This window comes from Wolbachia endosymbiont of Anopheles demeilloni, assembly GCF_018491735.2.
In the GTDB taxonomy this organism is placed as follows: Bacteria; Pseudomonadota; Alphaproteobacteria; order Rickettsiales; family Anaplasmataceae; genus Wolbachia.
In genome coordinates this window covers 456,562-476,430 of record NZ_CP084694.1, presented here as the reverse complement: position 1 = coordinate 476,430, position 19,869 = coordinate 456,562, and the positions used below count along the sequence as shown (strand labels likewise).

14 protein-coding genes and 2 pseudogenes are annotated in these 19,869 nt (G+C 33.1%); 15 read left to right on the top strand and 1 reads right to left on the bottom strand.

Going from position 1 to position 19,869, the window contains the following annotated elements; translation table 11 throughout:
• The first annotated feature begins 101 nt into the window (after positions 1-101).
• The 4 genes and pseudogenes from JSQ73_RS02600 to JSQ73_RS02585 all read left to right on the top strand — a co-directional run bounded on the left by JSQ73_RS02600 (position 102) and on the right by JSQ73_RS02585 (position 3,834).
• A pseudogene (locus tag JSQ73_RS02600) lies at positions 102-2,252 on the top strand (phage tail tape measure protein).
• A gap of 3 nt (positions 2,253-2,255) precedes the next feature.
• Complete coding sequence (locus JSQ73_RS02595; RefSeq protein ID WP_234301873.1) at positions 2,256-2,588, top strand: phage tail protein; 333 nt, start codon at positions 2,256-2,258, stop codon at positions 2,586-2,588.
• A gap of 69 nt (positions 2,589-2,657) precedes the next feature.
• On the top strand, positions 2,658-2,864 hold the full coding sequence (locus JSQ73_RS02590) for a tail protein X (RefSeq protein ID WP_214249480.1): 207 nt from the start codon (positions 2,658-2,660) through the stop codon (positions 2,862-2,864).
• A 1-nt stretch (position 2,865) separates the two neighbouring features.
• On the top strand, positions 2,866-3,834 hold the full coding sequence (locus JSQ73_RS02585) for a phage late control D family protein (RefSeq protein WP_214249479.1): 969 nt from the start codon (positions 2,866-2,868) through the stop codon (positions 3,832-3,834).
• Here JSQ73_RS02585 and JSQ73_RS02580 read toward each other — a convergent pair.
• Entirely contained in the window at positions 3,798-4,229 is a 432-nt protein-coding gene (locus tag JSQ73_RS02580) for an ankyrin repeat domain-containing protein (RefSeq protein WP_234301872.1), read from the bottom strand. The genes JSQ73_RS02585 and JSQ73_RS02580 overlap by 37 nt on opposite strands.
• Positions 4,230-4,485: 256 nt before the next feature.
• On the opposite strand from JSQ73_RS02580, the gene JSQ73_RS02575 reads away from it, so the two are divergent.
• The 11 genes and pseudogenes from JSQ73_RS02575 (at position 4,486) to JSQ73_RS02525 (ending at position 19,850) form a co-directional block, all read left to right on the top strand.
• Positions 4,486-4,704, top strand: a complete 219-nt coding sequence (locus JSQ73_RS02575) for a hypothetical protein (protein ID WP_214249483.1) — start codon at positions 4,486-4,488, stop codon at positions 4,702-4,704.
• Between the two features lie 9 nt (positions 4,705-4,713).
• Positions 4,714-5,634, top strand: a pseudogene (locus tag JSQ73_RS02570) (patatin-like phospholipase family protein).
• Between the two features lie 875 nt (positions 5,635-6,509).
• A complete protein-coding gene (locus JSQ73_RS02565) occupies positions 6,510-9,110 on the top strand; it encodes an ankyrin repeat domain-containing protein (RefSeq protein ID WP_214249478.1) in 2,601 nt (866 codons plus the stop codon).
• 121 nt (positions 9,111-9,231) lie between these two features.
• Complete coding sequence (locus JSQ73_RS02560) at positions 9,232-9,981, top strand: NTP transferase domain-containing protein (protein WP_214249477.1); 750 nt, start codon at positions 9,232-9,234, stop codon at positions 9,979-9,981.
• A gap of 124 nt (positions 9,982-10,105) precedes the next feature.
• Positions 10,106-11,059 carry an NAD-dependent epimerase/dehydratase family protein gene (locus JSQ73_RS02555; RefSeq protein WP_214249476.1) on the top strand — a complete coding sequence of 318 codons (954 nt, stop codon included), beginning with the start codon at positions 10,106-10,108 and terminating at the stop codon, positions 11,057-11,059.
• Complete coding sequence (locus JSQ73_RS02550) at positions 11,016-13,343, top strand: glycosyltransferase (protein ID WP_214249475.1); 2,328 nt, start codon at positions 11,016-11,018, stop codon at positions 13,341-13,343. Before JSQ73_RS02555 ends, JSQ73_RS02550 begins: the two co-directional genes overlap by 44 nt.
• Positions 13,304-14,980 carry a WG repeat-containing protein gene (locus JSQ73_RS02545; protein WP_214249474.1) on the top strand — a complete coding sequence of 559 codons (1,677 nt, stop codon included), beginning with the start codon at positions 13,304-13,306 and terminating at the stop codon, positions 14,978-14,980. The genes JSQ73_RS02550 and JSQ73_RS02545 overlap by 40 nt, the downstream gene beginning before the upstream one ends.
• 4 nt (positions 14,981-14,984) lie before the next feature.
• Positions 14,985-15,974: a phytanoyl-CoA dioxygenase family protein gene (locus JSQ73_RS02540; protein ID WP_214249473.1), complete on the top strand. Its 990-nt coding sequence runs from the start codon at positions 14,985-14,987 to the stop codon at positions 15,972-15,974.
• Positions 15,975-17,750 (top strand): ABC transporter ATP-binding protein, encoded by a 1,776-nt coding sequence (locus JSQ73_RS02535; protein WP_214249472.1) that lies wholly within the window; start codon positions 15,975-15,977, stop codon positions 17,748-17,750. It abuts the gene before it with no gap.
• Between the two features lies 1 nt (position 17,751).
• The gene (locus JSQ73_RS02530; protein ID WP_214249482.1) at positions 17,752-18,801 is read left to right on the top strand and encodes a threonine aldolase family protein; all 1,050 of its coding nucleotides are present in this window, start codon (positions 17,752-17,754) and stop codon (positions 18,799-18,801) included.
• Positions 18,798-19,850, top strand: a complete 1,053-nt coding sequence (locus tag JSQ73_RS02525; RefSeq protein ID WP_214249471.1) for a threonine aldolase family protein — start codon at positions 18,798-18,800, stop codon at positions 19,848-19,850. Before JSQ73_RS02530 ends, JSQ73_RS02525 begins: the two co-directional genes overlap by 4 nt.
• The last annotated feature ends 19 nt before the right edge of the window (positions 19,851-19,869 follow it).

Sequence of the window (19,869 nt, the reverse complement as noted above, 5' to 3'; positions counted from 1 at the left end):
TTGTCACTTAGCTCAATGGTTGGTGATGGAATCAATCAGTGGCTTGATATGGATATTGAAGAGTTTATTACGTGGTTTGAGAGTAGCAAAAAGTTATATAAATGAAAGCAATTTCTATAGTAATTGGAGCAACACTGCAAAGCAGTTTTAATAGTGCGATGGCAGGTAGTACGAAGCAGCTTTCTCATATTGGTAGTACGATAAAACAACTTGAATCATCAAGTAAAGCGGTATCGAAGTTTAAAGCGCTCAGCCAAGATGCTCTACTTGCTCGGCGTTCTTGGAATGAACTAGAAATAAAAACAAAATCTCTTGCTCAGCAGATAAAAAATACAGAAGTACCAAGTAAGAGTCTGCAAAGTGAATTTACAAGATCTAAAACTGCAGCACTGAAAGCTAAAACAGCTTATTTACAAAAAAGAAGTGCTCTCCATATACTACGCACGGAATTCAATAAAAGTGGTAGAGATATAAAATCTCTTATTGGACACCAAGCTAAACTTGGCTCTTCTATTGAAAAGCTTAAAAATAACTATACGGCTTTAAATTCCATAATGCAAAAACGTAAAGGAGTTTTGGCACAAAGAGCGAATCTCAGAGCTCAAATGATGGATGCTGTCGCACTTGGACTCACGCTTGCAGCACCATTTAAGGCTGCAATTAGTTTTGAGAGTGCCATGGCTGATGTAAAAAAAGTTGTGAAGTTTGAAGATAAAGACGTAAATGGTTTAACAAAACTTGGGGAAACATTAAAGGAAATATCACGAACAATTCCGCTATCTGCAGCAGAACTTGCACAAATTACTGCAAGTGGTGGTCAGCTTGGTATTGCAGCTAAAGATCTTACAATTTTTATAGATACTGTGGCCAAAATGGCAACTGCATTTGATATGTCAGCAGAAGAAGCAGGTGACGCTATTGCAAAACTTTCTAATATTTATCAAATTGAAATTGGTGAAATGAAAAGCATTGGTGATGCGATAAACCATATTTCTGATAACACTGCAGCAAAGGCTCAGGACATTGTTCCAACGCTAAACAAAATTGGTGGTACAGCAAGGCAATTTGGCTTAACTGCAGTGGAGGTAAGTAGCTTTATTAGTCTTGGTAAAGCTCCTGAAAAGGCAGGCACAGCAATCAATGCCATGCTTAGCAAACTACAAACAGCGAATAAACAAGGTGGCAATTTTCAAAAAGCTTTTCAAGTGTTAAAAATAAATGCTCAGGAGTTTGAAAAAGCAATCGGTAAGAATGCACAAGATACATTACTTAAGTTTTTAGAAACAGTTGCAAAATTAGATAAGCAAGAACGTTCTAGCGTTCTCTTTGATCTCTTTAGCCTTGAATATCAGGATGATATAGCGCTACTGACTGGTAGTCTTGATGAATATAGAAAATCTTTGCGATTAATAAACGAAGAATATTAGGGCTCAATGCAAAGAGAGTTTGAGAACAGAGCAAATACTACAGCAAATAATCTTCAGTTACTTAAGAACTCAATAGCAGAAGTGGGAATGAATCTTGGCTTTGTATTATTACCATTTTTAAATTTTACTGTTAATCTTCTGAGGTCAGCAACTACACAAGTAGCGTTATATGCAAAAGAATATCCAATACTGACCACAGTAATCATGAGTACTACTACAGCGTAGATTAGCATTAAAATAGCAGCTATATCTCTTGGATATGCTTGGACTTTTGTAAAAGGTTCCTTATTCGCTTTTTTGTCTACTTGGAGAATGTTTATTACTTTAGTAAAAATAGGTCTTTCTGCACTTTTTCCAGCGGTAATTGCTGGATTTAAAGCACTGACAATTGCTCTAATGAGTAACCGTATTGGGCTAATTATCGGAGATCTTGCTGTTGCTGCAACTTTGATAATTACCAAATGGCAAGCGGTGAAGAACTTTTTTGTTACTATCTAGGAATCGGTAAAAATTGTATGGAAATCTTTTTCTGATTTGGTAGGAAAATTTTGGAATAATATTACTCAGCCTTTTAAAACAATCAATGCTCTTTGGAGCAAGAAAAATGAGGCTAGACTAGAAATTAGATCTGTAAAGAATGTGGTAAATGCTTCTCTTAAGCACCCGATTGCGGCACATAGTAAGACTGTAGAGAATAAAACACACAATAATCACTTTAATATTAATATTCACCCAAGCTCTGGACAAGACGTACGTAGTATTGCTGATGAAGTAATGGAGCGAATTAGAGAACAATTTAGTGGCGCACTTTACGATATAAATTGAATTATGTTATCTCTTGGTCCATATGGATTTTCATTAACTGAGAGAGGTTTCACACGCAGGAATGAATATTGCTGGCCTGCACTTGAGCGTATTGGAGAAAAGCCATTGCTTCAAAGTATTGGTCCTGGAGAGGATATTATCGAGCTTGCAGGAGTAATCTATTCGCATTTTCTTGAAGGACTGGGGCAAATAAATAATATACGAAATTCATCGAAACCTTTCTTACTCATTGATGGCCAAGGTAACATTTTAGGGCATTTTGTCATCGTGAAAATAGAAGAAACGCAGAAATATTTTTTTCCAAATGGTGAACCAAGAAGATTGAGTTTCACTTAAGTTTGAAGCACTACGATAATGTGTTGTCAGACGGATCACTAAATAATCCCGTTGACGATATACAACTTGATGATGATGTACTACAAAACTAAGGAAAACGATATGTTAGATTTAATCTGCTGGAACTACTATGGATTCAGCTCAGGAGCAGTTGAGATTGTGTTAAGAGCTAATCCTGGGCTTGCAGAGTACGAACTTCTTCCTGCAGGATTAATCATTAAACTTCCTGTTATTAAAAAAGAGACGCAAAAGCAAGTAGTAAAACTATGGGATTAAAATGACACCAGACTTTAGTATTTCAGTAGAAGGAATTTCCATCACTGAGCTGATAAAGAGTCGATTAGTATCGATGCATATTACTGATGAAGCTGGAGTAATAAGTGATACTGCTATAATTCATCTTGATGATCGTGATTCATTATTTGAGATTCCTAGAACTGAGGCAAAGCTGAATATTTTACTTGGGTATAAGGAAACTGGCATTGTGCCAATGGGAGATTACATAGTAAATGAAATTACGCTACAAGATCCACCACAGGTACTAAAGATTAAGAGTCATGCAGCAGATTTAAAACAGTCCTTAAAGGAACAAGTGTTTAGTGAGTGGCATCAAATTACCTTAAATGACTTAGTGAAAAAAATTGCAAGTAAACATGGCTATCAAGCTAAAGTTGCTGCAGAGTTTGCAAATATCATGATATCACATATTGATCAGACTGCAGAGAGCGACATGCATTTTTTGACCAGGCTTGCTCAAATTTATGGAGCAATAGCAAAACCTGCAGGGGGGTATTTACTTTTTGTTTCTAAAGGAAAAGCGAAATCAGTTACCGGAAAAGCTTTAAGCACTATTACTTTAACACCCGGAGGTATTACAGATTGGAAAGTAAGATTTAATGAGCGTAATCAATATGGCTCGGTTATTACCTGTTGGTATGATTACGAAAAAGTAGAGACTATGATCGAAAAAACAGGTGATCAGGAACCAAGCTATACTCTACGAGATGTTTATGCAAGCAGTGATTTGGCGCGTAGTGCAGCTTCTGCAAAACTAAATCAGCTGATGAGTAGCACAGCAACATTAAACATCACAATGCCAGGAAGTCCTGAATTATTTGCCGAAGCAAAGATCAACCTTTCTGGGTTTCGCAAGGGAGTTTATGGTGATTGGATAATAAATAAGGCTGAGCATGTGATTGATAACCTTGGCTATCGTACTATGATCACAGCTGTTATGGGGGCATGAGAAAGTAAATTGATCATTTTCTCATAGATATCTTTTTTTTCTTTATTATTGTTTAATTCCTCTACAGCAAGATCTAAAGGAGTTTTTTTATCTTTGTTTTTAGCAAGAGGATTTGCTCCATTTTCCAGTAGAAATTTAGCAATTTCCAGATGTCCTTTTCGTGCAGCGTAGTGTAAAGCTGTCCAGCTAAAAGCATCAGTAGTATTTATATCAATGCCCTCTTCGATTAGAAATTTTACAACTTCTAAGCAGCCTCCGCTTGTAGCATAGTGTAATGATGTTGCGCCAAAGTGATGAGTAGCATTGATATCTATTACATTTTTTACTAAGAATTTTACAGTATCTAAGTTACAGCTTTTCAGCTGCAGTAGACAATGCTTCCAGATCATTGCCATTTACCTTACTTTTTATTGGTACATTTTTTGATGGTTTGAAGTGCTGAAACAAAAAGATAACACATATTATTGGTATTATTGAATTTACTAACAGTTTTTGAAAAATGCTGAATTTCATATCTATGATATTATTTACATTACCTGCTTAATGCAATGAGTTAGCTTTAAGAAAAATTCTTAAGATTTTTTGGACGTATTTTTGATGAATCTTGTATATATACTTATATACAACTTTTATACAATTCCTTTAAAAAAGATGACAAACGCAGGAAAGATCCCTGTAGCAGTAATTGCTACTATGGTGATACAAACAATAGCATTCATATGGTGGCTTGCCAAACTCGATTTACGGGTGCACATTCATGATAAATTTATAGAACAAAATCAAAGGACTACAGAAATAATCTATCGCCTTGAAGAAAGAGTCAAAAGCCTTGCTGAAGAAGTTAACGAGCTTGAGCAGAGACAAAAATAACTATAAAAAATGACAAAGTACATTTTATCGGTTGATGGAGGAGGAATTAGAGGAATAATCCCTGCCATTATTCTAGCAGAAATTGAATCTAGGACAAAAAAGCCAATTTCCCAGATTTTTGATTTAATGGCAAGAATCTCAACCGGTGGAATTGTTGTTGCTGGACTTTGTAAAAGCAATAAACTTCAATACTCTGCAAATGATTTAGTTGAACTTTACCAAGAATATGGAGCATATATCTTTCAATCATCATTTTGGAGAAGATCAATCACTTCTTGGCTTAGTGGTTCTCAGTACTCATATAAAAATATGGAATTTATTCTCAACAAATACTTCGGCGAAAGCACTATGGCCGATGTTGCGAGTAATCTACTGCTTACCAGTTATGACATTCACAATAGTTGTGAATTTTTCTTCAAAAGTTGGAAAGAAAAAAACATTAAGTTGAAAGATGCACTCAGAGCTACAACAGCTGCTCCAACGTACTTCACACCAAAACGTCTGAAAATTAGTCAAACAGAGAGAGTGTTGATAGATGGCGGAGTATTTGCCAATAATCCTGCTGCTTGTGAATATGCAAGTGCTAAGAGGTTATTTCCAAATGATGAGATTATACTGCTATCAATAGGCACTGGTGGAACAGATAGAAGTATAAAGTATGCTAACTCAAGGAGGTTTGGAAAAATAAGGTGGGTAAAGCCACTACTGAATGTGATGTTTGCCTCTGGATTGGATTGCGTTGATTATCAACTAGAGCAAGTAATGGGTGATAAATATATACGAATACAATCATAACTCAAAGTAGCATCATTTGAGATGGATAATATCACATCTAAAAATATCAAATTTCTTCAGCAAGAGGCAAGTAAAATGATAGAGGATAATCAGAAAGTGATAGACAAATTCTGCAAGCAAAATCCAAAACTATAACTGAGCTAGAAAAACGAAATAAGCGAGTTTTTAGTATCTACTTTAATAAATTTACTAAAATATTTTTTTAATATTATATACTGAATACAGAAGAACAAGAATTTCATCCAGCAATGCATATAATTAATTATATAATCACTTTTGTTGATATTTTAATATATTGTGTAGAAATCAGTAAACTAATGTTGCTTTTAATTCAGGTTAAGTTTTGGAAGCGTGATTTTCAAGTTTCTCAATAGAGAAATCTGTTATTTTAGAAATAGCATCAACAGAAACGTCCAACATACGTAGATTATTTATAACCTTTATTGACTCTGCTTTGTAAATCGGGAATGTTGCTACCAAATGTTGACATTAAACTTTATGATATGAGGTATCTTTGATGTTTTTACGCTACTAAATTCATGATATCCATCTCTTGGCGATTTAAGACTATTTTTAGAGTATTTATAAAAAGACGATAAGACCCCTTCTACATCTAAAGCCTAAAAAGCAATTCTCAGATGATCTCTGACAGACGTTTTTTTTATCAACACATTCAAAACAATAAAAAGATTGAATATTTCTTCACAATTGTGTATAGTTATTAATGCTTTGGTGCACGTAACGATTCTTCTTTAAAAAGAATATTGGCTACTGAGAAGAATGAAGACATCTTCATCAGAAAAAAAAGGGGCAAAAAAAACAGAGAAAATTGATGTAACTACTTAAGGCAGGTGTCTCTATTGCAGCTGAGACAGCTGATCACTCATGATCAAATAAAAAAGTTATAAGCACACAGATTGGATTACAGTATCTTTTTTAAGAGGAAGATTTATCTTGCTTAAAAATTTGTAGATACTATATTTTATATAAATTCTTCATACGAGGCCTTTATGTTTACTGATAGAATATCTAATAATCTGGATCAGCTACAATTTTTTGTAGAGTTTTTAAATGAAAATTATGAAACTCAGAAACATCTTAGTCTTACACCACTACATTTAGCAGCAGGAAATGGTCAGTTAGATTTAGTCAACACTTTATTAAGAGAGGGTTTAGATATTAATTCAGAGATTAAGTACGATGGCTTTACGCCACTGTATTTTGCAATTGCAAAAAATCGCTTAGAGATGGTTAACTTTCTTATTGCTCATGGAGCAGATGTAAACCATAAGACCATTCTAGGCTTTACACCTTTAAGTTTTGCATCCCAGCAAGGATATTTAGATATAGTCAACACCTTGATTGCAAATGGAGCAGATCTTAGTACTAAAACAGATAAACTTAATACACCTTTACACCTAGCAGCAGAGAATGGTCATCTAGATATAGTAAATGTTTTTATTGAAAAGGGATTAGATGTTAATGCTGTAAATAATGATCGAGCAATACCTTTGCATTCTGCAGTACAAAATGGTAACCTCGAAGTAGTTAAAGCTCTTATTTCACAAGGGTCTAATATTAACGCTGGATCTTCAGGCATAGGTAATCGTAAAGTTGATACAAACATTACACCCTTACATCTGGGAACACAAACTGGTAGGTTAGATATAGTTAAAGTTCTGCTTGAAGCGGGAGCAAACGTTAATGCAAAAACAGATGATAAGATTACACCTCTACATTTAGCGTCTCAAAATGGCTTTTTAGAGTTAGTAGACATTTTACCAAAAGCAAAATCTAATGTTAATGCTAAGGATTATAAGAATCTTACACCTCTACATTTAGCAGCAGAACGTAATCACTTTGGAGTAGTTAAGTCTCTTCTTCTCGTAAAGGGAATTGATGTTAATGCTAAGGACCACGATAATTCCACAGCTTTACATATAGGATCTCAGAATGGTCACTTAGAAGTAGTGAAGTTACTAATAGAGAAAAAAGCCAATGTTAATGCTAAAAAAAACGAAGATTTTACACCTTTACATCTAGCAATGCAGCAAAGTCATTTCGAAGTGAGTGATTTTTTAATTAAAAATGGAGCAAACATTAATACCGTGGATAATCAGAATTGGACTCCTTTACATAATGCAGCATATAATGGTTTTTCTTTAAAAATAGTAGAGAGCTTAATTGCAAAAGGAGCAAATATAAATGCAAAGATGGATAATGGTAGAAGAGCTCTACATTTAGCAGCAGAATATAATCACTTGGAAATAATGAATTTCTTGATTGAAAATGGAGCAGATATTAATGCTCTAGATAACAAAAATTGGACTCCTCTACATTGTGCAGCATATGATGGTAATTTAGAAGTTGCTAAATCTTTGCTTGATAAAGGAGCAGACATTAATGCTAAAACAGTTAAAAGTACTACACCTCTACACTTTGCAGTAGACCATGATCATTTAGAGGTGGTTGAATTGCTCTTAGAAAAGGAAGCAGATATTAATGCTTTAGATCACACAAATTGGACTCCTTTACATTTTGCAGCAGAAAAAGGTTATGATCAGATAGCAACCATTCTATTGAAACATGGTGCTGATGTAAGTGTAAAAGAGAGTCAAAGTAAAGGCACAGCCCTACATCTTGCAGCTCAATGTGGTCATCCTAAGGTAGTCAAAACTCTTATTATAAGTGGAGCAAATGTTAATGCAAAAATGGATAAAAATGCTACACCTTTACACTTAGGGGCACAAATTGGTAATTTAGATATAGTTAGGTCTCTGCTTATTAGCGGAGCATACTTTAATGCTAGAGCTGAAGGAGGTAGATATATTTTACCATTACACTTTGCGGAAAGAAGAGGAAACCCAGAAGTCATAAAATTACTAAAATTGGTTGAGAAGTTATTTAAGGCTATAGAAGATAATAATTATTTAGGAATTGAGAGTTCCATTAGAGATGGAGCAATAATTGATTCGAAAAACGTGGATGGAAGAACGCCATTACATTATGCTGTTGATAATGGGCACATAAAAGTTGTAAATATCTTGCTAGCAAATGGAGCTGATGCTACTAAAGTTACTAACAAAGGTAATACACCATTACACACTGCTTCTTCCAAAGGTCATAAAGAAATTATTGAAGCTTTATTACAACGTGTAAGCCACAATAAATTGAGTGATTTTATTAATTCTAAAACAATAGTTAAAGGCGCTACATCGTTGCATGTTGCTACTGAAAATAGCTTTTTCGAAGCTGTAAAATCTTTGTTGAAACATGGTGCAATTTATAACATTAAGAATAAAGAAGGTAAAACACCACTTGATCTTTCTCGAAACCGGAATATTACTAACCTATTGAAATTAGTAAAAGAGCTGTTTGAGAATGCAAAAAATGGTAATGTTGAAATTATCAGTAAGATGAAAGCAATAAAACCTGATGAGCGCGTAGCTGTAACAAATGCTCGTAATGATCAAGACAAGTCATTAGTCCAGGTTGCAGTAATCAATAAACACTCAAACCTTGCAAGTAGATTATTAGAAATATTAAAAAGTCCAGATCAAAGTTTACAAGATGTCAGCGTAGAAAATCGAGTAAAGAGTTTAAAGTTATAGCTCTCTTAAATGAAACTCTAATGAGGGTGCCAAGATCTAGAAAATATATAAAAATTACAGTGGGCTTTACATCTTACTAATTATGAATTAACTTACTACCTAATCAATTCCTGAGTTATGTATGAGTAACATTTTGATAATATTAGCAGCAGGAAAGAGCAGTAGAATGAATTCTGAATGTTCAAAAGCGTTGCACCAAGTGGGAAATCTTACTCTTTTAGAACATATAATTTCTAATGCAAAATCGCTAACTCTAAAAAGCTTATCAATTGTTGTTAACAACTTCCTTCTAAAAGATTTAGAAAGATTTGATACCCTAAAAAGTATAATCGATCAATACAACATAAAACTAATAATTCAAGAAGATATTACAGGTACTGGCACTGCAGTTAAAATTGCTCTAGAAAATCTGGAAGAGTTATCTGATCAAGAAATAGTTTTAATACAGTATGGAGACACTCCCTTTATATCTAGTGATACAGTTATGAAAATGACTGATTGTTTAAAGTATAATAATTTAGTTCTTCTTGGATTCAATAGTCAAGATGAACAATATGGAAGATTAGTAATTGATAATTACGGCAATGTTCAAAAAATCCTAAAAAATGGAGATAAAATGCTTCTTGCAAACTCTGGAATAATAGCTTCATATGCTAAAGATCTCTTTACCTTAGTAAAAGAAATAAAATTTAATAATTCGACTAATGAATATTGTCTTAATGATATAGTGCCCATTGCAGCAAACAATAACTTGAGTGTAGGTTATGTAGTTTCTGATGAAAGAGAAGCAATGGGAGTAAATAATAAGGAGGATTTGATTAAAGCCGAACATTATTTTCAAGAAAGAAGGCAGCCAACTTTTCTTTCATAACTACATTTTTTTATTCATTAATTTAAGTTGACATTTGTTTTATACTGGTTTTATAATACCTTTTAATTCTTACTTGTAAGATAATTGGTATGACAAATTTTCCTAGTTGTAGTAGAGGGTATACATGGGGATATTAATAACAGGTGCTGCAGGTTTGATAGGGTCGACTTTGGTGAAAAATTTAGAAAACCAAGGCCATGAAGTAATAAGCTGCGATATTAGGTTTCGCGATAATCCACTCAGTTTTTTTTTAGAAGATGTAGTACCACTACTTGCTAAGTGTACAGGAATTATTCATCTGGCTGCAATTTCTCGAGTTATACATGGTGAACTTTATCCTCAACTGTGTCAAAAAATTAATGTTGATGGTACAATGCAGTTTTTAGAGTTATGTAAGTCACTTCCAAATAAACCATGGTTTATATATGCAAGTAGTAGGGAAGTCTATGGAGAGCAGAAGGAACTGCCGGTTACAGAATCTGCTAGTATCAATCCAATAAATAATTATGCCAAAGGTAAAGCATTTATTGAGAAACAAATAACAAGCTTAAAAGATTTTAATGTAGCAATATTACGCTTTTCAAATGTATACAGTGGTTTACTAGATCATAACAGTAGAGTAATTCCTGCACTCTGTATTAATGCATTAAGAGGTGATCCAATTAAAATAGAAGGTAAAGAATGTGTTTTTGATTTTACCTACTTGGATGATGTTATAGAGGGTATATGCTTAACTGTTAAATATTTACAAAGTGAAAAATCTTCTCTTCCTGCTATTCATCTTACTACTAATAGCCCATGTACTTTAGAAAACTTAGCAAAAACAATATTAAAAGTCACAAAAAGTGATTCTAGAATTGATTTTTATCCTCCAAGAAATTTTGATGTAACTAAGTTCCATGGTGATTTTACTAGAGCTAAAGAGCTACTTGGTTGGTCTCCAAAACATTCATTAGAAGTAGGATTAAGTAAATTTATAAAAAGTCTACAAAACAATACACAAGAATATCCTAATAATATAGATATGGTAATATATGAAAATATTAAAAGTTATTCATGGTTACCCTCCTTATTATAGTGCTGGTTCGGAGGTTTATAGCCAAACTCTTGCTCATGAACTAGCAAATAACAATGAGGTACAAGTATTTACTAGGTATGAAAATAGCTTTTTACCTGATTTTTATTACACTACAGTCCTAGATAGTAGTGACTCTCGAATCTTACTGCATTTAATTAATATACCCACAGCTAAATATCGTTACAAATTTATCAATGAAGAAGTAGATATACAATTTAAAAGAGTAATAGATAACTTTCAGCCAGATCTTATACATTTTGGTCATCTTAATCATCTATCAATTACTTTACCAAAAATTGCTTTTAAAGAAAATATACCTACAATTTTTACGCTACATGACTTTTGGTTAATGTGTCCAAGAGGAAGGTTTATTCAACGCAATTCTGAAGATTTGTTACGGCTTTGTGATGGACAAAAGGATCAAAAGTGTGCAACTCAATGTTACAAGGGATATTTTACAGGAGATAAAGAATTCCTGAATTTAGACATAAATTATTGGGAACAATGGGTTGCAACTAGAATGAAGCACACAAGGAAAATAATAGACTATATAGATTACTTTATTTCCCCATCAAAATTCTTGATGGATAAATTTACTCAGGATTTTAATGTTCCGATAAACAAAATTTCTTATCTTGATTATGGTTTTGATCTCAATCGTCTTAAGAATAGAAATAGAGCACAAGAAAAAGAGTTTATTTTCGGTTATATTGGTACTCATACTCCCGAAAAAGGTGTTAATCTATTATTGAAAGCTTTTTCTCACTTATCATCTAAAGCAAAACTTAGAATTTGGGGAGCAGCAAGAGAAGAAACTAAAGCTTTAAAAGCGATTGCCGATCAGTTTTCACCTGTTGTTAAAGAAAGAATAGAATGGATGGGAAGTTATGATAATAAGAATATAGTTACTGACGTATTTAATAAAGTCGATGCAATAGTCATTCCTTCAATTTGGGGTGAAAATTCACCGTTAGTAATACATGAAGCACAGCAACTTAGAATACCAGTTATAACAGCCGATTATGGTGGCATGGTAGAATATGTAAGAGATGGACTATTATTTAAGCACAGAGATGCAAGTAGTTTGTCAGAAAAAATGCAAGTCCTATCTACAAATCAGGAGTTATACAATAAACTTACCCAAAAAGGCTATCCTTATACTGAAAATGGAAATATACCTTCTATAAGTGATCATACTGAAAAACTTAACAAGATTTACCGTAATGCTATTGAAAGGAAAGGCAAATCAGTAGCTGTTAAACCTGGTCCTTGGAGAATTACTTTTGATACTAATCCAGATTACTGCAATTTTGCTTGTATAATGTGCGAATGTTTTTCACCATACAGCAAAGTTAAAGAAGAAAAGAAAGCTAAAGGAATAAAACCTAAGATACTGTCGATAGAAACTATCAGAAAAGTAATTAAGGAAGCAGCTGGCACACCTTTAAGGGAAATCATTCCTTCTACTATGGGTGAGCCTTTAATGTATAAAAGCTTTGATGAAATAATCAATTTGTGCCATGAGTTCAGCATTAAGCTTAACCTCACAACCAATGGTTCTTTTCCTATTAAAGGAGCTAGAAAATGGGCTGAACTATTGGTACCAATTTTATCTGATGTTAAGATTTCCTGGAATGGGGCAACTAAAGAAACTCATGAAAGAATCATGAAAGGTTCAAAATGGGAAGTAGTGACAGAAAATTTAAAAACTTTCCTTGAAGTTAGAGATAAATACTTTAGCGATACAGGTGAAAGGTGTACCGTTACTTTACAATTAACATTTTTGGAAAGTAATTTACATGAACTCTATGACATAGTTAAGATGGCCATAAAAAACGGCATAGATAGAGTTAAAGGACATCATCTTTGGGCACATTTTGAGGAAATTAAGGATCTATCTATGAGAAGAGATGAGTTAGCAATTAGTAGATGGAATACAGAGGTGAGAAGGTTATATGAGCTTAGAGATAATATGCTATTACCAAATGGTAAAAAGATAAAATTAGAAAATTTTACAATTCTTTCTCAAGAAGGTATTAATGATTTGGCTCCAGGTGGTCAATGCCCATTTTTAGGTAAAGAGGCATGGATAAACAATGAAGGAAAGTTTAGTCCTTGCTGTGCTCCAGATGAACTCCGTAAGACATTAGGAAATTTTGGTAATGTTAATGAGGTTAAACTCGAGGAAATATGGCAGAGTAGTGAGTACCTAAGCTTACAAAAGAATTATTTAAATTATAAATTATGCAAAACATGCAACATGAGAAAACCTTTGATCAATTAATCAAAGATAATCTTAAATCTATTAAAATTTCACCGTGTGAGAGGTTTCACGAGTTGCTAAGAAATCCTTTGTATGAAAATAGGTTTATAAAGGTTGGTAAATTTCATGAGCCTGGTCTTGCACCGGTTTATGATCAGACAGGTGCTTATCATATCAATGTAAGAGGAGAAGCAGTTTATCATAATAGATTTCTGAAAACTTTTGGATTCTACTTTAATAGAGCAGCCGTAGAAGATGATACAGGGTGTTACCATATTGATCCATCTGGATGTAGAGTATACAAACAGTCTTATCAATGGATTGGAAATTATCAGGAAGATGCTTGTGTAGTTAGAAGACATGATAAATGTTTTCATATTAATTTAAATGGCAACAGAATTTATCAAGAGGAATATGATTATGTTGGAGATTTTAAGGATGGTATCGCTGTAGTCTATAAGGATAGTAAAGCTACACATATTAATCATCATGGAAAGTTAATACATAATAAATGGTATAAAAAACTTAATGTTTTTCATAAAGGGTATTCTATTGCAGAAGATCAACATGGTTGGTTTCATATAGATATTAATGGTGATCCTATTTACCAGCAGAGATTTAAAATGGTAGAAGCATTTTATAATGGGATGGCAAAAGTTGAAACTTTTGAAGGTGTGTTAGGACAAATCGATATTACCGGAAATGTAAAGTTTAGTATTTTTGATTTAGGTAAAGAATCTCAAGTGCATAGGATTTCTGCAGAACTTTCAGCCTTTTGGAAAACGTACCTAACAAGCGTTGCTATTGAACTTGATTTGTTAAATATTTTACCTGCAGCTATGCCAGTTTTATCTAAAAAGTTAAACATTATCGTACCAAATCTAGAAAGGCTGTTAAGGGCGTTGTGGGAAATAGGGTTTATTGATTACGATAAGGACGAGGACTTATGGAAACTATCATCAAAAGGTAAGTGTTTTAAGGAAATACCATTTTTGCCAAAAGCAGCAACAATGTGGGCAAGAGTTGCCGCTGAAAAGAATTGGTTAAAGATCGCTGATATACTAAAACAGGAGTCAATCTCTTCATTTGAATCTTTTAAGGAAAAAGAAGCATCAGAAGATAAGAAAATAGCGTTTTACCAAGCATTGCTAGGATATTCTAGATTTGATACTAAAGAGTTTAATTCTAGGATTAATATAGATGGTGCTAAGAATATATTGCTATTTGGTGTACACTCTTTATTTCTTGCTTATTCTGATATACACAATAAAGGTTCTATAGGCCTATATAACGAACATAAAGTGCCAAGACAGTTAGTAGAAAATTTAAAAGTCAAACTTATAACTCAGGAAGAACTATCAGCTACAAATTATGAATTAGTTGTCTTTTGCCGCTTTCTACAGCATTATGATGATGATAAAGTATTGTCTTATTTAAAATTGGTCAAAGGAATATCTCGTATTTTATTGATAGAAACTATTTTAGATTACCGCTCTCCAGCTGGAGGCTCTGTAGATATTAATGTAATGGTTGAAACAGGAGGTAAACTAAAAACATTAAGCGATTGGGAAAAAATAATCAAACAAGTAAAAGGATTCAGAATTTCTTCTGTTGTACCTTTAACAGATTACTTATCAGTCATTGATGTCAGGTGTTAATCATATGAAAATATTACAAAAAAATGGTTTTTTTATTATCAAAAATCTGGTTCCTTTGAAGCTAATAACTCAGTCTTTAAGTGATATAATAAATAAAATATCAAAGCTATCCCAAGAATTAAGTGTTTCAACTTCTGACTACTTAAACTGTACCGGCAGATGGGGCATGTTATCTCAAGTAACTAGAATTATCTCTCAAGCATTAGATAAAATTATTAAAAATTACCTTGAAAAGTCACTTCAGTGTCAGATACTGCAGAAAAAATCAAGTATTATATGTAAAACTGCTGATTTAATAGATGCAGTTCCCTTCCATCAAGACATCTCCTATAGTTTTAATGATCCTTACCACTTTTCCGTTTGGTTAGCTTTGAATAATGTCAGTGAAACTTCAGGTGCACTGCAAATTATAGAAAACAGTCATAAATGGAAAATACAGCCTTTAGTTGATTTTTGGTACCCATATTTTTTTGATCATTACTCAAATAATCGAGAAAATCATAAAATTAAGTCACTACCTATTTCAGCAGGAGATGCGATAGTTTTTGATTCACGGTTATGGCATGGTAGTGATGAGAATACAGATGCTAAAGATAGATTTGCTTATGTAACAAGGTGGATTGTAAAAGATCAAAACCTTCCCTATGTTCCAAAACCTCAGCCTTCAGTTTTTGGTATACTCAATTGTGGTGAGTTAACAGAATCTATACTGAGAAAATGCTTGTCATTATTTGGCTACCAGGAAAGTATAAAAGCAAAAAACATGGAAGAACTTATCAAGAGCTGGTTAGCCTTTATTAAAGACACAACTACAAATATTTCTGAGATCGACACTACTGAGGCTAAGCGAGATTTATATAAGCTACTTATTCTGAATAAAGCATCAGAACTACATGATGCTGGAGACATCTCAGGAAAAATATACAAAAATTTATGGTTTTCACTACTTGTATTTCTCAATAAAAAAGTCAACGTAGTGGAGCTAGCATTATAAATGAACAGAGGTAGAGTTGATAGCTTCAAATGTGTATTGATGTTCATCTTGAATATAGTATCTAAATTCAAACTTAATGTACTTATCATGTCTCTAGTTGCCCTAGTGGTAGCTGTTGATTTATCTTTTAGAAAGTATTTAGTAAAAAATATTCTAGATACAGCTGTAAAATATCAGGAAGGTAATGTAATTGAAAATCTTTTATTACCTGTAAGCGCTTATCTTGGTATGGCATTACTTATCACTACTGCTTTTAGATTCTATGGCTATTTTGTTGACATTCGAATGTTTACCTTAATGCGTCAAAAAATAGCTGATATATCTTTTTGTAGGCTACTCCAACAAGACCATTCCTATTATCAGAACAATTTATCTGGAAGCTTAGTACATAAGGTCAGTAGCTTGATGGATAGTGTGATAGAGTTAATAAGATTGCTTATAGATTGTTTTTTCGGTTACAGCATAGCATTAGTCTTAGCTATTTATAGCTTATCATTAGTAAATATAAAGTTTGCAATCGCTACATTCACTTGGGTAAGCATTTTTATTTTAGTCTCGATTTTCAGCTTTCGTGTGCTTACTGAATTAGCTGATAATTACTCTAAACAAAATTCACAGGTAATAGCTAGTATAGCAGATAGTATTTTAAATGTTATATCAGTAAGGTTATTTTCTCAGCAAGCACATGAGAGAGACAAATTTTTTCAAATATGCAAGAAAAGGACTATTGCAGAGAGAAAATTACAATGGGCATACTTTTGGCTTTGGTTTATATACGGCTATTCATTTGATATACTCCAAGCAGTAAACTTATATTTTTTAATTCATGATTATCAATTGAACAAAATCGCAATAGGAGATATTGTTCTTGTACTTGGAATTAATATATCGATTATAGAGTTTCTTAACCATCTAACTAGGAATCTTACCCGATTTTCTACTCATTTCGGCAAAGTTTCAGATGCATTGCCAATCTTGACTACCGTACCAGAAATTCAAGATAAGGAAAATGCTAAAGAATTAAATTTATTAAGTGGAAGAATAACGTTTAATAATGTTTCTTTTTCTTATGAAGGTCATGAGCCATTATTTCAAGATTTCTCAGTTACCATTAATCCTTGCGAAAAGGTAGGTCTAGTTGGTTATTCTGGAGGTGGTAAATCTACTTTTATAAACTTAATTCTAAGGCTATTTGATGTTAAAAAAGGTAATATACAGATTGATAATCAAATAATATCAGAAGTTACACAGAGTTCTTTGAGGCAACAAATATCTGTAATACCTCAAGACCCATTGTTATTTCATGATACTATTTTAGCAAACATCATATATGGTAAACTTCAATCTACTATAGAAGAAATAATGAGAGCTGCAAAGCTGGCTGGTATTCACGATTTTATTATGACTCTACCAGATCAATATGGAACTACAGTTGGAGAAAAAGGCATCAAGCTATCTGGAGGAGAAAGACAAAGAATAATAATAGCAAGGGCATTTTTAAAAAACGCTCCAATATTATTTCTTGATGAACCAACTAGTCAGTTAGATTCTATAACAGAAAAAACAATTCAAATGAGTTTATTTAAACTGATGCAAAATAAAACTACGATTACTATAGCACACCGTATTTCTACACTTTTACACATGGACCGAATTCTAGTATTTAACAAAGGAAAAATTGTCCAAGATGGTAAACATGCTGAACTAGTTTCTAAGCAAGGTCTTTACAAGGAACTTTGGAATGCTCAAATTGGTTGTTTGAATGGCAAAAAATAAGATGGAAAAAATTATTGATCTGAGAAGTGACACTACAACTCTGCAGAGCTCGAACGTTATACATGCAATAAGTAATGCAACTGTTGGAGATTTTGCTTATGGTGAAGACAAAAGCTGTAATGACTTATCAGAATATTGCAAACAATTATTCAAAGTAGAAGAAGCATTATTTGTAACCAGCGGTATGCTTACAAATAGATTAGCCATTGCCAGTCAAACAAGTCCTGGTGATGAACTAATAACTCATTATAATTATCACGTTAATTTTTTCGATAGTGCAGGCAATGCAAAAGTAAATAATATCGTATTTAATTGTATTAGAAATAATAGCGGAATCTTAGATGTTGCTGAAGTAGAATATGCTATTAATTCTAAGCCGAGGTATAAAATTTTTGCTCAGGTGAGTCTTGTTTCTATAGAAAATAGTATAAATGGTTTTAATGGTAAAATTTATCCTTTTGAAAAACAAGTCGAGTTATATCATTTTTTAAAAGCTCACAATGTAAATCTTCATTTAGACGGTGCAAGAATATTTAATGCTCATATCGAAACAAATATTGCTTTAGCAGATTATGCTAAATATGTGGATACAATGAGCTTTTCTTTTACTAAAGGACTTGGCGCTCCTTTTGGTTCAATGCTTATGGGTAAAAGAGAGATAATTGAAAGGGCTAAAAAGCTACAGGTTTGGCTAGGTAGTGGTTATCATCAGATAGGGTATTGTGCTAATGCAGCAAAATACGTACTACAGAATAATATCTCTAGGCTTAAAGAAGATAATAAGCTCGCTAAATTACTTGCAGATAAGATTAAAGAAATTCCACACATAAAACTGGTACTACCTTATCCAGAAACTAATATAGTAAGCTTTAGTATAAAAGCACTAAATGTAACTAATGAGGTTTTCTTGAGTAAGTGCCAAGCTTATGGTTTATTGCTTTTTCCTTGGCTCGAGTCTCATATAAGAGCAGTTACCCATCTTGGTACAAAGGAAACAGACATCATGAAAGCTGCTAAAATTATAAAGGAGGTTGTGTTAAATTTAATATGAGAATAAAAATAGATTTTTTTAGCGATTCAAACACTGACCCTTCAGCTAAAATGAGGGAAGCGATGGCTAAAGCAAAAGTTGGAAACGAAGCTGCATGTGAAGATCCAACTGTGAACGAATTAGTGGCAACCGCATGTAAAATATTAGGTAAACCTGCAGGAATCTTTTTGATTTCAGGAACGATGTCCAATGTAATTGCTTATAAAGTACACATTCAAAGACCTGGTGATTACTTGCTGCTTGATGAAACTTCACATCCGCTCATAGTACAATCTGGCTTGATTGCAGCCCAGGCACATGCTACTCCTTTGCCCATCAAAGGTACGAGAGGAATATTTACTGGAGAACAAATTGTTGAGTTTATTACTCGTCCTAGTTTAAGAAATATTCCGAGAGTTGGGCTTGTTTCTATCGAACAAACGACAAATTTTGGTGGTGGAGCTGTGTGGCCTTTAGAATATATTCAAGAGATCTCAAGTCTCTGCAAAGAGAATGAAGTATTCACTCATTTAGATGGAGCAAGACTGTTCAACGCTTGTGCTCATACTAAAATATCTCCAAAGGAGTATGCAAGTTATTTTGATTCGGTATTTATTGATTTTAGTAAAGGATTAGGTGCTCCAATGGGCGCAATATTGCTTGGAAGTGAAGAATTTATTGAAAAAGCTTGGTACTATAAGTTTCAAATTGGCGGAGGTATGCACCAAGCTGGCATTATTTCAGCTGCATGTTTATATGCTCTACATAATAATGTAAATTCTTTAGAAGAAGATCATAAAAGAATGCAGCACCTTATAGAAGGCCTAGACTCCATAGATCAAGTTATAATTGATATCAACCTGTATAAAACTAATATAGCGTATTTTTCATTACGTACTAATTGTATATCTACTCAAGAATTAATAAACGTACTAATGAAAAATTATGGAATTAGAATGGCTAACATCAAAGGTAAAATCAGAGCTATAACACATAGAGATATAAGCTATGAAGATATTAATACTACTGTATCTGCTATAAGAAAGATACTAAGTAATTTTCTGCACTAATTGTTTGCAAACTTCTTGT

Bases quoted from the DNA above. Each gene is read 5' to 3' on its own strand.
- JSQ73_RS02535 (WP_214249472.1), top strand. From the start codon at position 15,975: ATGAACAGAGGTAGAGTTGATAGCTTCAAATGTGTATTGATGTTCATC.
- JSQ73_RS02585 (WP_214249479.1), top strand. From the start codon at position 2,866: ATGACACCAGACTTTAGTATTTCAGTAGAAGGAATTTCCATCACTGAG.
- JSQ73_RS02560 (WP_214249477.1), top strand. From the start codon at position 9,232: ATGAGTAACATTTTGATAATATTAGCAGCAGGAAAGAGCAGTAGAATG.
- JSQ73_RS02545 (WP_214249474.1), top strand. From the start codon at position 13,304: ATGCAAAACATGCAACATGAGAAAACCTTTGATCAATTAATCAAAGAT.
- JSQ73_RS02580 (WP_234301872.1), bottom strand. From the start codon at position 4,229: ATGGCAATGATCTGGAAGCATTGTCTACTGCAGCTGAAAAGCTGTAAC.
- JSQ73_RS02595 (WP_234301873.1), top strand. From the start codon at position 2,256: ATGTTATCTCTTGGTCCATATGGATTTTCATTAACTGAGAGAGGTTTC.
- JSQ73_RS02575 (WP_214249483.1), top strand. From the start codon at position 4,486: ATGACAAACGCAGGAAAGATCCCTGTAGCAGTAATTGCTACTATGGTG.
- JSQ73_RS02565 (WP_214249478.1), top strand. From the start codon at position 6,510: ATGTTTACTGATAGAATATCTAATAATCTGGATCAGCTACAATTTTTT.
- JSQ73_RS02550 (WP_214249475.1), top strand. From the start codon at position 11,016: ATGAAAATATTAAAAGTTATTCATGGTTACCCTCCTTATTATAGTGCT.
- JSQ73_RS02525 (WP_214249471.1), top strand. From the start codon at position 18,798: ATGAGAATAAAAATAGATTTTTTTAGCGATTCAAACACTGACCCTTCA.
- JSQ73_RS02590 (WP_214249480.1), top strand. From the start codon at position 2,658: ATGATGATGTACTACAAAACTAAGGAAAACGATATGTTAGATTTAATC.
- JSQ73_RS02555 (WP_214249476.1), top strand. From the start codon at position 10,106: ATGGGGATATTAATAACAGGTGCTGCAGGTTTGATAGGGTCGACTTTG.
- JSQ73_RS02530 (WP_214249482.1), top strand. From the start codon at position 17,752: ATGGAAAAAATTATTGATCTGAGAAGTGACACTACAACTCTGCAGAGC.
- JSQ73_RS02540 (WP_214249473.1), top strand. From the start codon at position 14,985: ATGAAAATATTACAAAAAAATGGTTTTTTTATTATCAAAAATCTGGTT.